Here is a 14555-nt window from a genome sequence, read left to right on the forward strand (position 1 = left end):
GACAATTCATGATATATTAGGTGACGTCATTTGTGACCATATAATTGGTAATGCGAGGGCATAACCATGGCACTGGCAGTCTTAGAGGGTATGAATCCGGTCTTGCAAGCCTTGCTGGCAACTTTGTTCACCTGGGGGGTAACGGCTCTGGGGGCAGCCGGTGTGTTCTTAAAGCGTGAATTGAGCCGCAGAATGCTGGATGGCATGTTGGGGTTTGCTTCTGGGGTTATGATTGCGGCCAGTTTCTTTTCTTTGCTAGGCCCGGCCATTGAGATGTCTCGCGATATAGGGGTGCCGGGCTGGTTACCAGCGGTCTCCGGTTTTCTGATGGGAGGTGTGTTCCTCTTCCTGGTGGATCGGCTGCTTCCTCATCTTCATGTAGGAATGGCTCCCGATGCGGCGGAGGGTTTGAAAACCTCCTGGCAGCGCAGTGTGCTTCTGGTATTGGCCATTACCCTGCACAATTTTCCCGAAGGGTTAGCAGTTGGAGTGGCGTTCGGTGCGGCTGCGGCAGGAATACAGGAAGCCACTCTAGCAGGTGCAGTGGCGCTGGCCATAGGCATAGGATTGCAGAACTTTCCAGAAGGATTGGCCGTTTCGGCTCCTTTACGCCGGGAAGGAATCTCCCAATGGAAAAGTTTTTTTCTGGGTCAACTCTCTGGGGTAGTGGAACCTCTGGCGGGGGTTTTGGGGGCACTGGCCGTTTTTTTGGTGCGACCACTACTTCCCTATGCCCTGGCGTTTGCTGCGGGAGCCATGATTTATGTGTGCGTGGAAGAACTGATTCCGGAAGTCCACTCTGGGAACCATTCAGATGTGGCAACCATCGGGGTTATGCTTGGTTTTGCACTAATGATGTTCTTGGACGTGGCGTTAGGGTAGAAGGACGTCCATGCATTTAACCCGGGTAACCCGAAATGCGCTTTTAGTGGGGGTTTTCTTTGCATTGGATAAGGGGGTTGGGTTTATCCGTCAGGTGATCATTGCGCGGCAGTTTGGTCTTTCGGATGCACTGGACGCCTTCAACGTGGCAAACAATGTGCCCGATTTACTCTTTGCCCTTATCTCGGGGGGAGCCTTGGCCATGGCGTTTATCCCGGTGTTAACCGAAAGCCTGACCCAGCGCGGGGAGCGGGCAACCTGGCAACTCTTTAGCCACGTGGCCAATCTGGCTTTCCTGGTTACGGGCATCCTTGGCATCCTGGTGGGAATTTTTGCCCAACCGCTGGTAACCTGGGAATTGGGGGTTGCGCCGGGATTCGGTCATGAGCAACAACAATTAGTGGTTGATCTCATGCGCCTTAACCTGATAGCAACAATAATCTTTTCACTCAGCGGTTTGGTAATGGCTGCCTTGCAGGCCCACCAGCATTTTCTTCTGCCGGCAATGGCGCCTCTTTTTTACAACTTGGGACAAATTTTTGGGGCCGTAGTGCTGGCACCCGAGCAGGGGGTAAGCCTGGGAGGCATAACTCTACCCGCGTTTGGCTTGGGGGTGCACGGATTGGTATACGGGGTCATCCTTGGGGCAGTTCTCCACCTGGGCATTCAAGTCCCCGGCCTGATTCGTTATGGATTTCAGTGGCAGGCTGGTCTTGGGCTGCATCAGCCGGATGTGCGCAAGGTGCTGCGGCTGATGGGACCACGCTTGCTAACCGTACTGTGCATTCAATTGATTTTTATAGTGCGTGACAATCTGGCCTCACGATTGGTGACAGGGGCTGTAACTGCATTGACTTATGGTTGGATGATCTTCCAGGTGCCGGAAACATTGATTGGAACTGCGCTGGGAACGGCACTCCTGCCGGCGCTTTCTGAGCAAATCGCACGGAGTCAAGGTGATGCATTTCATGAAAGCATTCAGCGGGCGATGCAAGTGTTGGTGGCTCTCACCCTTCCCCTGACTGTCATCTTGGGTTTGGGAATGCGTCCGTTTTTGGAGGTGGTATTCGGTTTTGGTGTGGAAGGTACCGACTTGCTGTGGCGAGTTTCCCAGGCTTATCTTTTGGGGTTATTAGGACAGTGCCTTGTGGAGGTAATGGTAAGGGCTTTCTATGCCCGGCAGAACGCCTGGGTTCCACTCTTGGGGGCTGGAGTGACCTTAGGATTTTATGTCCTGACAGGCACACAACTCTACCGCTGGCTGGGGGCGCCGGGAATTAGCCTGGCGGATGCTCTATCTTTCTCTGCCGAAGCCCTTTTGTTAGCTTTATTACTCGCGCGGACCTTAAAACGAGGATTTCGGATATGGCCTGTATTTGCACGGGCCGGATTGGCAGCAGGAATAAGCGGGGGAGTGATTTGGCTTGGTCAATCAGGCATTCCCTGGGGGCATTCACTCCTGATGGCAGGAGGATTAATGGGATTGGGGGGGATGTTAAGCCTGCCCTGGATATGGCAGGAAATACGGTTATTAATCCGTCTGTAAACCCCTCGCGACCTTGGGTATAATTGGGAGCATGATGCCGGCGAACCATGATGACGCTCTAATCTCGACTTCAAATCAAACGTTGGAAGCCCCTGAACCAACAGCGAAAACTCGTAGGATACGCCTGGAATTTCTTATTCTGGGAGCAGTGGGAGTAATCCTGATTTCTGGTTTATTGGGCAGTTGGCTGGGATATCAGGCCGGCCTGCGCGACCGATTGGTGGAGGAAGAAAATCAGAAGGCCATTGTAGCCGCTACCCAATATCAGCTGGGTTTGGTAGATTTAGCCGCTGGGCGTTACGATGCAGCGCGCAAGCGTTTTGAGTATGTGCTGACGCTCAAACCCGACTTCCCAGGGGGCATGGATGGCCTGGCGCAGGCCATGATGGGGCTTACTCTCCAGCAAACCCCAACAGTTACTCCTTCCCCTACTACGCAGCCCACCCCTGATACCCGGAAAGAAGAAGAACTCTTTGCACAGATCCAGCAGGCCCTTTTGAATCAAGATTGGCAGTTGGCCATTGATACCATTGAGGTACTGCGTAAGTTAAACCTGACTTATCGGGCGGTGGACGTGGACGGTATGTACTACCTTGCCCTGCGAAATCTGGGGGTTAAAAACATCCTGGAGCAGGGTCTGCTAGAGGTGGGGATTTATAACCTGACCCTGGCCGAGCGGTTTGCCCCTCTGGATGTGGACGCGCAGAATTACCGTATTTGGGCTCGTCAGTACCTATCGGCGGCAAGTTTTTGGGGGGTGGATTGGCAGCGCGTGGTGAATTATTTTGCCCAGATTTACCCGGCGTTGCCCAACCTGCGCGACGGCTCTGGCATGACAGCCACCCAACGCTTCCGAATCGCCTCGATCAAATACGCGGACCAATTGGCGGCGCAAGGGCAGTACTGTGAAGCACAGCTTCATTACGAAAATGCTCTTTCCATCGCTCCTGATCCCCAGGTTCAGCCTACTCTTGAGGCTGTGAGAGAATGGTGTGCTAATCCCCCGGCTTCCGAAGCCCCACCGACCGAAACGCCAACCCCTGGAAGCGAGATGACGCCCATTCCATCAGAAACCCTTACGCCTACGCCCGAGGATACTCCGACGCCATGAACCCGTTCGTCCCTAGCTGGCTGCTTGCCCTTACCTATTGGCTGCACATGCTGGCTACGGTGATTTGGATTGGGGGATTGACGGCTTCTAACTTTATCGTCGTTCCCCTGGCTCGCAGCACTCTAACTGAGCACACCTATTTTGTTTTCTTTGAGCGTTTACAACAACGTTTGCAGGGAATTGGCTGGGTGGCTTTGGCCGTTTTAGTGGGTACCGGGCTTTTTCAGATGAGTGCGCATCCGGCTTACCAGGGCTTTCTCAGAATTGATAATGCGTGGGCAATGGCAATTTTGCTAAAGCATGGTGTGATTGGAGGAATGATTCTGGTGAGTGCCTGGATGACGTGGGGGATTATGCCGCAGTTGCGGCGCATCAATTACATGCTGAGTGCGGGTGTTGCAGTGGATGAGCCCCACAGATCCAGGCTTCAGCGCCGTCAAGCCTGGCTTTTGCGTTTGAATCTGGGCCTTTCGGTGGTAGTGCTGTTGCTGACGGCCTGGGCGCGGGTATCCTGATTGCTCATGGAGATTCTGAAACCCGTGGCGCTGTGTAGAAGACATAAGGGGTATCAGGATAATAGTGCCAGGTTTTGCGCTGGGAAAACTCTTGAGAGAGAGCGGCATCTGTTTCAAAGCCACGGCTTATGGTGAACAAGAATGGGCTATCCATGAAAGGGCTGCTCAGGGTTGAGAGTGTGCCGTACTCGCGCCACGACTTGCCAATGTGTACAATCACCAGGGCAGGAGTGAGCGTTTGAGCCTGTGGCGATTCAAATGGAGTGAGTTGTGCTCGCGTGGCGCCGTATAACCCATGGAGTTGCCCCAGACGAGCGGGCAGGTAAAACCACACATTTGCCAGGATCAGCCCCATGCTGATCCCAGATACGAACCCAAATCGAAGGTAGCCCATTAAGCGTTGTTTGAAGGGAAGCGTGAAACTGGGTAACCTGCCTGCAAGACTGATTATGCCAACAGAAGTCAAGAATGTGGCGCTGATAAGGCCTTCATAATAGTATCGAGGACCAAAAACCCAGGCGCCAATCCAGTAGAAGCCGTAAGCCAGAATCAGGCTGGCACCCAGCGCAATCACCAGCCAGGCGGGGCGGTTTTTACGCGCTGCTACCAGTCCAACGGGTATAAAGAGCCAAGAGGTTTGTCCCCAGCCGAAAAGATCACTGCTGCCTGCTCTTAGGCTGAACAAGGTATTCACCCAAGCATGATGGGGTTGGTGCCCGTCAGAGTGCAAACCAATCCCTGGGCCGAATCCCACCCGATCGTAAGGCCACCACAGCGTGTAGGGATTGAGCCAAGGATTACCTGTGAGCGCATATTGCCAGAGAACCAAGAGAGAAGCCACGCTGCCTGCTATGGTCCCGATTATAAGGATACGCTGGCGTGCCAGGGCAGGGCCGTGTAGAAGGATCAGAATTCCGTGCACGAAAAATGGAGCGGCTATGCCGAGCGCGGTCAGAGGTCGGGTGAGAGCCAGCAAGCCCAGGCTGAGTCCGGCCAAAAGAATCTTCAAACCCGAATAGCGTGATGATGATGAGGCAGTGGTAACATCCAGCCATGCCAGCGCAAAAGCCAGCGTGAGAAAGAAAGAGAAAGTGTGGGAGAGTAATGAGCCGGCGTTCATTAGGAAAAAGGGGGAAATAGCGGTTAGAAGTGCTGCCAATACGCCGTGGACGGGGGTCGTTAATTTACTGACCAGCCGAAAGGTAAGCCAGGTGCACCAGGCTGCCAGCAGGATATTCAAACCACCAGGATTGCCTAGGCGTACGGCCAGCGAAAGAGCGGCTGGCCATCCTGGGGGATATTTACCGAAGCGGAACCCCTGATAATCTACTACGAAGGGCACCAAAAAGCATCGAGGACAAGATGGGGAGGGGACCTTAATCTCTCCGCGCGCCATTACACGGGCTTCCCAGAGGTAGGCATATTCATCTTCAAGATGGGGAATGCCCTCAAATATATTTTGGGTGACTGCCAGGGTTAACCCACCAGAAAGCAGGGAGATGCCCAATGCCAGGATGAAAGCCAACCGGGAATCTGCTTTCATTTCGAATTCAGATCATGGCGCGGGATGAGCAATCAGGTCGTTAGGCAAAGCGCTGTCTACGGTGACGGTGAGCATTTCGCCGGGGCTGTGCTGCCCGGGAATTAACACCAGACCATCCACTTCGGGAGCATCACGGTACGAGCGGCCAACAGATAGATCACGATTAGCACCTTCAATCAGCACAGTCAGGTTTTTACCGATCAGAGACTGATGAATTTGAAGTGAGATTTTGGATTGCAGTTCCATCAAGCGGTTATACCGCTCCTGTTTAATTTCAGGGGGTACGGGGTCGCCCAGGGGTTCGCTAGCAGTTCCAGGTTCAAAGGAGTAGGTAAAGGCGCCAACCCGGTCCAGTCGTACTTCAGTCAGAAAGTCGAGCAGTGTTTGGAATTCGGTTTCTGTTTCTCCTGGATACCCGACGATAAACGTACTCCGAATTGCCAGGTCAGGCATTGCCCGGCGCATTTTCTCAATTGTCCGATAAACCCATTCCATATTAGCCGGGCGGCGCATCCTGCGCAGGATCTCGGGATGGGCATGTTGAAGGGGAATGTCCAGATAATGCAGAATTTGGGGATGGGAAGCCATCAAGTCAATCAACCGATCGGTGATGGCGCCAGGATAAGTGTAGAGGAGGCGAATCCACGGAATTTCGGGGACTACTTTGACAAGATTTTCCAGCAAGGTAGCCAGCCCATCTTGCATTCCGAGATCATGACCGTAGTCGGTCGTGTCCTGGGCGATCAAAATCAATTCTTTAACCCCCGCCGCCTGAAGCTGGCGGGCTTCTTCGAGAATGACATCCATGGGGCGGCTGACCAATGTGCCTTTGATGAGAGGAATTGCACAGAAGGCGCATGGACGCCGGCAGCCATCGGCGATCTTGAGGTAAGCGCTGACTCCCTCTACAGCAGCCCGGAGCACCCCCCGTTCGTCGCGCCCGACGGTTGCGTCGTTGGGGAGGTGGTAAAGCGGTTGAGGAGGATGGTTGTTCAAGCGTTCGACCAATTCGAGAATATCCATCCAGCGACGGGTGCCGAGCATCCCGTCAATACCGGGGACCTCTTGGGCAACTTGTTCACGATAACGCTGCGTTAAGCAGCCTGTGGCGATCAACATTTGGCCTTTGCGTTTTTTGCGGGCCAGCTTAGCCAGTGTATTTAGGGATTCTTCACGCGCGGGCTGGATGAAGCCACAAGTGTTGACAATAAGAAATTTTGCCTCGCGAGGATTATCTATGGCTTCATATCCTGCGCGCTGGAGCAGGGCAGCCATTGAGTGCGAATCCACCGTGTTTTTAGCGCAGCCTAACGATACCAGGTAAAAGGTTTTCTCACTCATGGGATCAGGGGGGTAATGGTGGGAGTCGGTTGGGTTGGGGTAGGAGTGGGAGTTAACGTGGGCGGGGGTGTAATTGTTGGTGTGGTCGTTGTTTGTGGCGTAGGGGTGAGAAGTCCCTCTGCGGTGAAAATTCGATACACAGGTTCCCCCATGGCTCCGGGGACACCCAGATCGGATTGATTGAAAACAAGGCGCAGACCAGCGCCGTTTCCGGTGCTGAATTCAATCCGCTGTCTGGCTCCGAATGCATAGACCTGACCGGGGGTTGTGCGACCCTCAAATGCAACTTTATCATCTGTGACGACCCGCATCCAGACGCGTAATTGAGCCACCACGTTGAGTTGCAATGGGGCATTGATTGGTGCCGGCGTGAGGGTTTCGGTTGGGGTCTCCTCAAGAAGTGCTCCTGGTGCCTCTGGGCTGCTACCGGAGGCCTCGAGGGAGATTTCTGATGTGGGGGTGAATGACTGGACTGGGGCAGAGGGAGCCAGGGCGAGCACCTCGGCAATGGAAGGAGGGGTGGGTTGATTCTTGGCGCTCTGAGCGGCGGAGATGCGGATGGCTCCCCATACTGTAAAGCCTAAAAGGGCGACAATAAAACCAATTGCAATGATCAAATCGGGTGAGAGAATTCGCCGCCAGGAGAGCGTAGGGGCTGAAACTGGGGCGGCTGATTGAGTAGTCCCAGACCGCCCAGGTCCTTTTTGCGCGAGGGTACGTTCTAAACGGCGTTGCTGGAGCGCTTCGGCAAAGCGCAGAAGTACCTGATCCTTATCCAGTCCAAGAAAAGCAGCATAATTTTGCAGCATGCCGCGTGCATGAACCAGAGAGGGCAATTGATCCATCTGAGCGGCTTCAAGAGCGGCAAGGTGGTGGGAGCGAATGTGTGTGGCCGAAGCGGCTTCTTGTAAGGTAAGTCCCAGGCGTTCGCGTTGTTGCCGTAAGGTGAGACCAATTTCCTGGAAAAGTTGCTCAGAAGATGAAGTAGTGGAAGGGCTTTTGGGTTGGGAGGTGGCCCAATAATCTATCACCTGTTCGTCCGGTTCTGGGGTCGGGGGTTCTTGGGTTGAGGATGAGGCAATGGCAACGACAGAGTTTTCCCCTTGAGTGGGTGTGCCGGTATCTTCTGCGCCTCCCTTCTTCCCTTCCCAGAGGTCAAGCAAGGGCTGACTTGGGATTTTCAAGAACCCCGCATAAAGTCGTAGAAAGCCCCGCGCCTGAACCATTGAAGGAAGAAGGTCCAGGCGATCATCTTCCAACGCTTCCAGGTAGGCCACCCGAATATGGGTGGCCTGCGCAACCTGCTCTAGCGAAATGTTGCGCTCTAGGCGGGCTTTTCTGAGAACTGATCCGACCGTTTCGGTCATGGTCTTTGGCTTCTGGTTCAAAAAAAGACCGGCCTATCAGCACATGGCTGGGTCTGGCCGGTTAGGATGACTGGTAAAATCACAGGCTTCAATGGGTCGCTTCTTCAACGGATTGAGAGGTGACTTCTTCGCCAGAGGTTGCTTCTTCCTCAAGGACTACAACTTCTCCTTCGCGATGCACGATAATACGCACCTCGGGAAGAAGGTCCACGGTTAGGCGCACACGGGCGTGATGTTCCCCCAGTGTGCGGATGGGCTCGGTTTCAACCTGATGCCGGTTGATCTGTGTACCTAATTTTTGATTGATGGACTCAGCAATCATTTGGGGGGTGACTGAGCCGTAGAGCTTCCCCGTTTCACTAGCACGAGCCGGGAAGGTGAGCACCAATCCATTGATGCGCTGAGCCAAACCGGACAACTCGTTGTTCAGCGCCGCTCGGCGCGCTGCAGCCTGCGCACGGATGGCTTCTGCGCGCTTGAGCGCACCCGGAGTTGCCAGGATTGCCAGCCCCTGGGGAATAAGGTAGTTTCGCGCGTAACCGTCAGCAACCTTCTTGACGTCTCCAGCACGCCCTAACTTATACACATCCTTGATCAATAACACCTTCATGGTTTCAAGCCCTTTCTTTGTCTAGAGTTTAGTTGCCATTCTGGCAGCACTACGATGAAGGGTACAACATCGCATGCAGGCGGATTGTACCAAAAGGTTGCAAATTCGTCAAATTTTTGGTCTTGACTTTTATGACGCGTTGCGTTATAGTGTAAATAACGCGTTGCGTTATTAGAACGGAGGTGTGAAATGGCACGTACAAAACCCGAGGCCCAACCCGAACCTGAGCGTGAGGCTCCACCATCATGGTATGAACTCTCGCGAAAAATCCTATTGGCGAGTATTGGGGCGGCCGCTCTGGCTAAGGATGAAATTGTCCAGTTTATTGAGCGGCTGGTTGAAAAAGGGGAAATTGTGGAGCGTGACGCTCGCCGTCTGATCCAGGAAGTGCTTGAGGAGCGCGAACGTCTGGAACAGGAGCGTAAGGCTAAACAAACCCAAGTGGGTACTGCGTCCCCGGCTACAAAGGCAGATATCGAAGCCTTAAGTGCCCGCATAGCGGAGTTACAGAAACGGATTGAAGAACTTCGCAAACAACAGCAACAAGGTTAGGTTCATCTGAATGGTGGAGATTCTTATCAAACGTTACAACAACCGCAAGTTATACAATACTGCACAACGGTGCTATGTAACGCTTGAGGATATCGCGAATTACATTGCATTGGGACACACTGTAAAAGTGGTGGATCATGAAAGTGGGCAGGATTTTACCACCACGATTTTAGCCCAGGTCATTGTGGATCAGGAACGGCGCTTGGGTGGCTTGCTACCCCGATCTCTGCTATCACGCTTGATTCGTATTGGCGAATCTCATGTGAACGAGTTGAGCGAGAGTCTTCAGGCGTTTCTGGCTCCTCAAGAATTTGTCAATCGTCATATTCGTCTCCGCCTCGAACGCCTAAAGAGACGAGGTGACCTGGACGAGAGCGAATTTGAGCGCCTGATAATGGGATTGCTTGACCCTGAAATTCAGATTGAAGGGGCAAAATCCTGCCAGGACTCTGAAGACGAATCCAAAGAGGTACACTCCGAAATTGAGCAGCTCTGGCAGGACCTCGAGGCTTTGGAGAGGGCGGTAGATGCTCTCGCCCGCCCTCCCAAGTCTTGAGGTTGTGACTTTTTAATGCAGCGCCTGAGGGATAAAGGCTCCAAAGAAGCGCTTGAAAATCTCAAATCGGCCGGTGCGTCCAACGTGATTAGGATGGTTTTCCTCCCAGAGCGCACTTAAGGTGGCTACGACATCATTGGCATCCAGGGTGGAGCCATCTACGAATCGAACACCTGGGCGCAAGTGGAATGTCCATTCTGTGGCCTCCGAATTAGCCTCCCAGGCCTCGGCCAGGCCAGGGCGGATCGTGGTGCCGCCAGGTTCGTATTCTACCAGCGTGCTGTAGAGCAACCGGGTCACGCGCAAGGTGTTGGGGTCACTTTCGTCGGCTGGCCAGAGCGATTCGGGTTCACGGCTTTGGGTGATGCGAATCTGTCCGTCGGCGGAGCGCATTTCTTCGAAATTTTCATTAACAGGCCCAATGCGCTGGCCTTGAATTGTGGTACGAAAGGCGTAAATCCCATTTGTATGGGCAATGGGGATGGCTGGGACCAACTTTATAATGCTTTCATTAATCCGGTCGTAAATCCTCTGGCGTTCCTGTGGGTCGGATGTTTGGGCTGCACGTTGAATGAGACTAACCAATTCGGGGTAGGGGGAGCCCAGAGGTGTTGACTCATTGATGAAGACTCGAGAGAAGAAATCATCGGGATCGGCGTAGGTGGCGCTCCAGGTGGCTAAGAATAGAGGAGCGCTGCCGGTGCGGAGGACTTGATTATAAGCCGCCGAATCCAGCGGTCTGAGCGTGACCTTTAGCCCCAGTGAGTTGAGTTGTAATTTGATCTGCTGGGCGAGCATTTCTATATAGGGGGCATCCAGGGGCGGGTTGGAGGGATAGACAATAACCAGTTCTTGGCTCCAATCGAACCCGCTCTGCCTTAATAGGTCCTGGGCTTCCTTAGGGTTGTAATCCAGCCAGTTTAATCCCGGTGTGTACCCCAGGTTCATGGCTGGTGGGAGGAATTGATTGGCCAGAACTGAGTCGGAGGCTAATCCATAAGCAATCAAGCGAGGGCGGTTCAGCGCCATGGCGATGGCGGTACGTACGCGCACATCGTCAAAGGGCTTGATCTGATTGTTGAATCCCAGATAAGTAACATTCAACGCAGTTTGATAAACCGGGGCTACCCCCACAAAAGTCTCGAGTGTGGGTAAGAAGTTCGCACTCAGACCGTCAATCGCATCCGTTTGCGCATTGCGCAGGAGGACGATTCGTGAGATGACCGAGCCTTGCCAGTTGATGATAATTTTCTGACTCTTGGGAGGTACTCCCCAATAATCGGGATTGCGCTCCAGCACAATCTGTTGACCAGGGTCATAACGTAGCAGGCGATAGGGCCCACTGGCGTTAGGAACCCGACTCAGTTCTACTGAATTTCCACCATGCCGGTTCAAGTAATCGCTATCCTGGATGGCAAAGACCGGGTAAGCCAGTTTGGCCGGGAGAGCGGCGTCGGGACGACAGAGGGTGAGACGCACCGTGTTCAAGTCAACCGCCTCAATGGCTTTGATAAGCCCCCCATAGGAACAATCATTCGTATAGGCTCGAGAGAGCTCAGGTGGAGCAGCCCCACGGACAATTTGAAAACCTTCGCTCTGGCAGGCTGTAAGCGAGAACACAAGCAGTAGAAGAGCCAGCCAGATCGGAATCGAGGCTAGAGATGGAAATGAGGGAGAGAATAGAGAATCTCGCTTCATGAGGGCATATCCTGCCGTGGAGAAGGGTTGAGAGGAAAGGTCTTTTTGATTATAAGAGATTGAAGGAAATTTGCACCTGACAGATTGGTAAGGTGGGCGGTCGCGGGCTCTTGTTTTCGTAAGGAGAATGTGGAATAATCACGACCGTTATGCGAGGTTTCAAGAATGTCACATACTATCTAAGGCGTATTCTTGCCTTCGACGCACAGTTGAGCTATGCGCTGGGACGGTGGTCCAGACGTAGCCATGTGAGGAAAGTGGCTCGCCTACTTTCACACTCGGCGGATTCCTGGGTGTGGCTCATTGGATTCCTTGGAGTGGGGCTTTTGGACCCTGCACGGCGTTGCTCGGCATGGATAGGGTGGGGGATCGTTTTTTCGTTGGCGGTTTTTATCTATGTGCTAAAGATTCTGATCCGCCGTCAGCGTCCTCGCCCGGAGAGCGGTTGGATTTACCTGCTGACTGATGGGCATTCGTTTCCTTCTGGTCATGCGGCGAGGGTTATGTTGTTGGTGGTTTTGTCTATACCAATTGGGCAACCCGTGCTGGTTCTGGGGCTTGTTCTCTGGGCTGTTCTGGTGGCTCTCTCGCGATTGGTTCTTGGAGTACATTTTGTTTCAGATGTCCTTGTGGGCATGATCCTGGGGGGTGGTTGGGGTGGGGTAGCGTTGACCCTTTACCCAGGCATGCATTCCATTTGTAAGGCATGGGGTTTTTAACGAGAAACGAGGTGCGATAGGCAAAACGCACCTCGTCATTTTATGAGTTGGGTGAGAAGCTAAAGACCCTACTTGATCAGGCTGGTTGTAATTGCAGTGGGACGGATCGAAGCCCGTTGGCTGATGCGGACCTGGCGAAGGGGTTGAGTGCTGAGCAGTCCGAATCGCGCAGCACCTAGGTAGAGAATTTCCAGGATCAAGTCGCGGTATGTTATGCCATCAGCCTCGGCGATCATACATAAATCGCTATAACCCGGCGAGAGGCCCGGCAAGGTGTTGATTTCCATCAGGTAGGGTTTGCCATCAGCGCCCAGGCGGATATCCACGCGTGAAATATCCAGGGCTCCAATGGCTTTGTGAGCGAGGATAGCCAGATCATTCAACCGGGTAGCGAGAGATTCATCAACAGTAGCGGGGCAAAGATAGAGGGGAGCCCCCTCCTCACCCGGCTGACGCAGCTTGGCTTCATGGCTGTAAATACCCGGTGTGATTGAGGTGTTGTGGTAAATTTCCATAATTGGAAAGCGGTGAAAGTCGTCTTCCGCATACCACTCTGGGTGGCGGCTGTACTGCCGGGCATGCGGGCCTCCCATCACGGCTACAGTAAACTCGCGGCCTGATAGGTAAGTCTCTACCAAAGCCGGCTGATGATAGGTTTCGATGATCCACTTAACGCGCTGACGGAGTTGGATCTCATCAAAAACCACAGAATTCTCGTCAGTGCCCATCCCCGTTCCTTCTCGTACCGGCTTAACGAACAGGGGATAACGCAGATCCGGTGAGATGGGGTCATCAGGTGTTTCAAATTCTTGGAATGCAGCCGTAGGTAGATGATGATCATGCCAGATCCGTTTGGTGACCGTTTTCTCCAATGAGATAGCACTGGTCACCACACGTGAAGCCGTGTATGGGATCTTGAGCATCTCAAGTAGCGCCGGCACCTGGGCTTCGCGCCCATCTCCCCCAAGACCTTCGGCGATATTAAAACAAATATCTGGACAGTAGTCGCGGAGGGCCTGGGGTAGGTTGCTATCGGCTTGTAAAAAGATGGTGGTGTGACCGTCAGATTCGATGGCCGTTCGGATGGCCTGGATGGTCTTGGGGCTGTCGAACTCCGCGCCGGCATCGGGTGGCGCATCTTCGGGTATCGGTGTTTCCCCCTTGATATTTGCGATCACCGCTACGCGCCACGGACGCGCTGGGCGCGGACGAATATCAGGAGGTTTGTCGTCCTCTGGACTTTCCTGGGTATAATGCTTGATGGTTGTCATGGTCTTTCCTCTAAAAATATATTTTTATATTGCGGTGGAGAGTATATCGCACTTGCCCAGAAATGCAAGAGGTATTTTTTGAGGTTAGGAGGAGATCAGAGTTGGGAGATAATGCTTGCCCAGAGAGTTGGGAGGCTTTTGAAAATCTTATAATCCAATGCCGTCGCTGTGAGCGCCTGGTGGCCTGGCGGGAACAGGTGGCTCTGGAAAAGCGCCGGGCATATCGAGACTGGGAGTATTGGGGTCGCCCGGTTCCCGGTTTTGGGGATCGCAAGGCAAGGGTCTGGGTAGTCGGGCTGGCGCCGGGTGCCCATGGTGCCAATCGCACCGGGCGAATGTTTACCGGGGACGGATCTGGAGATTTTTTATACGCGGCACTTTACCGGGCTGGCTTTGCTAATCAACCTGAGTCTGTGCGCCGTGGCGATGGGTTGATATTAACGGATATCTACATTTCTGCAGTTTGTCGCTGTGCCCCACCTCAAAACCGCCCCACTGAGGAGGAACTTCTGAATTGCCAACCTTATCTGGCGTGGGAATATCATCATCTGGATAATCTGCAAGGTATTGTGGCTCTTGGGCAGATTGCCCTCAATGGGGTATTGCGTTTACTTCGCACTTCGGGGTATCCGGATAGCCACTTTTCGTTTGGGCACGGTGCGTTCTTGCCAGCTGATTCCAATCGTCCCTGGGTGTTGGCTTCTTACCATCCAAGTCGCCAAAACACACAGACAGGGCGTCTTACCCAGGAAATGTTTGATGATATTTGGCATCGAGTTCGCGAGTTGTTAAGGTAACCGTTAAGTGTATATCCTTTATGGGACTAGATGCTTGTAAGGGGGAG

General features: G+C 53.4%; 14 protein-coding genes. 8 read left to right on the forward strand and 6 right to left on the reverse strand.

What is annotated here, in order from left to right; all coding sequences use genetic code 11:
* Window positions 1-66: 66 nt before the first annotated feature.
* The 4 genes from SE15_RS04960 to SE15_RS04975 are packed head-to-tail and all read left to right on the forward strand — an operon-like array spanning window position 67 to window position 4054.
* Window positions 67-882: a ZIP family metal transporter gene (locus tag SE15_RS04960; RefSeq protein ID WP_054520982.1), complete on the forward strand. Its 816-nt coding sequence runs from the start codon at window positions 67-69 to the stop codon at window positions 880-882.
* A gap of 10 nt (window positions 883-892) precedes the next feature.
* The gene (gene murJ / locus SE15_RS04965) at window positions 893-2428 is read left to right on the forward strand and encodes a murein biosynthesis integral membrane protein MurJ (protein WP_054520983.1); all 1536 of its coding nucleotides are present in this window, start codon (window positions 893-895) and stop codon (window positions 2426-2428) included.
* 31 nt (window positions 2429-2459) lie between these two features.
* Entirely contained in the window at window positions 2460-3539 is a 1080-nt protein-coding gene (locus SE15_RS04970) for a hypothetical protein (protein ID WP_152965536.1), read from the forward strand.
* The gene (locus tag SE15_RS04975) at window positions 3536-4054 is read left to right on the forward strand and encodes a CopD family protein (RefSeq protein WP_054520985.1); all 519 of its coding nucleotides are present in this window, start codon (window positions 3536-3538) and stop codon (window positions 4052-4054) included. Before SE15_RS04970 ends, SE15_RS04975 begins: the two co-directional genes overlap by 4 nt.
* Window positions 4055-4058: 4 nt before the next feature.
* Here the strand turns inward: SE15_RS04975 and SE15_RS04980 are convergent, their stop codons facing one another.
* From SE15_RS04980 to rplI, 4 genes are all read right to left on the reverse strand, one after another.
* Window positions 4059-5597: a hypothetical protein gene (locus SE15_RS04980; RefSeq protein ID WP_054520986.1), complete on the reverse strand. Its 1539-nt coding sequence runs from the start codon at window positions 5595-5597 to the stop codon at window positions 4059-4061.
* A 12-nt stretch (window positions 5598-5609) separates the two neighbouring features.
* Entirely contained in the window at window positions 5610-6938 is a 1329-nt protein-coding gene (gene rimO / locus SE15_RS04985; RefSeq protein WP_083461705.1) for a 30S ribosomal protein S12 methylthiotransferase RimO, read from the reverse strand.
* Entirely contained in the window at window positions 6935-8305 is a 1371-nt protein-coding gene (locus tag SE15_RS04990; protein ID WP_054520988.1) for a helix-turn-helix domain-containing protein, read from the reverse strand. Before SE15_RS04990 ends, rimO begins: the two co-directional genes overlap by 4 nt.
* An 88-nt stretch (window positions 8306-8393) precedes the next feature.
* Complete coding sequence (rplI, locus tag SE15_RS04995; protein ID WP_054520989.1) at window positions 8394-8915, reverse strand: 50S ribosomal protein L9; 522 nt, start codon at window positions 8913-8915, stop codon at window positions 8394-8396.
* Window positions 8916-9104: 189 nt separating this feature from the next.
* Here rplI and SE15_RS05000 point away from each other — a divergent pair, with 189 nt between their 5' ends.
* Window positions 9105-9467, forward strand: a complete 363-nt coding sequence (locus SE15_RS05000) for a phasin family protein (RefSeq protein ID WP_054520990.1) — start codon at window positions 9105-9107, stop codon at window positions 9465-9467.
* Between the two features lie 10 nt (window positions 9468-9477).
* Window positions 9478-10023 (forward strand): polyhydroxyalkanoate synthesis regulator DNA-binding domain-containing protein, encoded by a 546-nt coding sequence (locus tag SE15_RS05005; protein ID WP_054520991.1) that lies wholly within the window; start codon window positions 9478-9480, stop codon window positions 10021-10023.
* Window positions 10024-10035: 12 nt separating this feature from the next.
* Here SE15_RS05005 and SE15_RS05010 read toward each other — a convergent pair whose 3' ends face one another.
* On the reverse strand, window positions 10036-11721 hold the full coding sequence (locus SE15_RS05010) for an ABC transporter substrate-binding protein (RefSeq protein ID WP_054520992.1): 1686 nt from the start codon (window positions 11719-11721) through the stop codon (window positions 10036-10038).
* Window positions 11722-11870: 149 nt separating this feature from the next.
* Between SE15_RS05010 and SE15_RS05015 the strand changes: the two genes are divergently transcribed.
* Window positions 11871-12440 carry a phosphatase PAP2 family protein gene (locus tag SE15_RS05015; protein ID WP_083461706.1) on the forward strand — a complete coding sequence of 190 codons (570 nt, stop codon included), beginning with the start codon at window positions 11871-11873 and terminating at the stop codon, window positions 12438-12440.
* Window positions 12441-12508: 68 nt separating this feature from the next.
* Here SE15_RS05015 and SE15_RS05020 read toward each other — a convergent pair whose 3' ends face one another.
* Window positions 12509-13711: a D-alanine--D-alanine ligase family protein gene (locus SE15_RS05020; RefSeq protein WP_054520994.1), complete on the reverse strand. Its 1203-nt coding sequence runs from the start codon at window positions 13709-13711 to the stop codon at window positions 12509-12511.
* Window positions 13712-13812: 101 nt separating this feature from the next.
* Here SE15_RS05020 and SE15_RS05025 point away from each other — a divergent pair, with 101 nt between their 5' ends.
* Window positions 13813-14508: a uracil-DNA glycosylase gene (locus SE15_RS05025; protein WP_236689979.1), complete on the forward strand. Its 696-nt coding sequence runs from the start codon at window positions 13813-13815 to the stop codon at window positions 14506-14508.
* The last annotated feature ends 47 nt before the right edge of the window (window positions 14509-14555 follow it).

It is taken from the genome of Thermanaerothrix daxensis (genome assembly GCF_001306145.1).
In the GTDB taxonomy this organism is placed as follows: domain Bacteria; phylum Chloroflexota; class Anaerolineae; order Anaerolineales; family Anaerolineaceae; genus Thermanaerothrix; species Thermanaerothrix daxensis.

What these genes read in the sequence shown, in the direction of transcription:
- SE15_RS04960 (WP_054520982.1), top strand. Translation starts at nt 67, where the DNA reads ATGGCACTGGCAGTCTTAGAGGGTATGAATCCGGTCTTGCAAGCCTTG.
- murJ (WP_054520983.1), top strand. Translation starts at nt 893, where the DNA reads ATGCATTTAACCCGGGTAACCCGAAATGCGCTTTTAGTGGGGGTTTTC.
- SE15_RS04970 (WP_152965536.1), top strand. Translation starts at nt 2,460, where the DNA reads ATGATGCCGGCGAACCATGATGACGCTCTAATCTCGACTTCAAATCAA.
- SE15_RS04975 (WP_054520985.1), top strand. Translation starts at nt 3,536, where the DNA reads ATGAACCCGTTCGTCCCTAGCTGGCTGCTTGCCCTTACCTATTGGCTG.
- SE15_RS04980 (WP_054520986.1), bottom strand. Translation starts at nt 5,597, where the DNA reads ATGAAAGCAGATTCCCGGTTGGCTTTCATCCTGGCATTGGGCATCTCC.
- rimO (WP_083461705.1), bottom strand. Translation starts at nt 6,938, where the DNA reads ATGAGTGAGAAAACCTTTTACCTGGTATCGTTAGGCTGCGCTAAAAAC.
- SE15_RS04990 (WP_054520988.1), bottom strand. Translation starts at nt 8,305, where the DNA reads ATGACCGAAACGGTCGGATCAGTTCTCAGAAAAGCCCGCCTAGAGCGC.
- rplI (WP_054520989.1), bottom strand. Translation starts at nt 8,915, where the DNA reads ATGAAGGTGTTATTGATCAAGGATGTGTATAAGTTAGGGCGTGCTGGA.
- SE15_RS05000 (WP_054520990.1), top strand. Translation starts at nt 9,105, where the DNA reads ATGGCACGTACAAAACCCGAGGCCCAACCCGAACCTGAGCGTGAGGCT.
- SE15_RS05005 (WP_054520991.1), top strand. Translation starts at nt 9,478, where the DNA reads ATGGTGGAGATTCTTATCAAACGTTACAACAACCGCAAGTTATACAAT.
- SE15_RS05010 (WP_054520992.1), bottom strand. Translation starts at nt 11,721, where the DNA reads ATGAAGCGAGATTCTCTATTCTCTCCCTCATTTCCATCTCTAGCCTCG.
- SE15_RS05015 (WP_083461706.1), top strand. Translation starts at nt 11,871, where the DNA reads ATGCGAGGTTTCAAGAATGTCACATACTATCTAAGGCGTATTCTTGCC.
- SE15_RS05020 (WP_054520994.1), bottom strand. Translation starts at nt 13,711, where the DNA reads ATGACAACCATCAAGCATTATACCCAGGAAAGTCCAGAGGACGACAAA.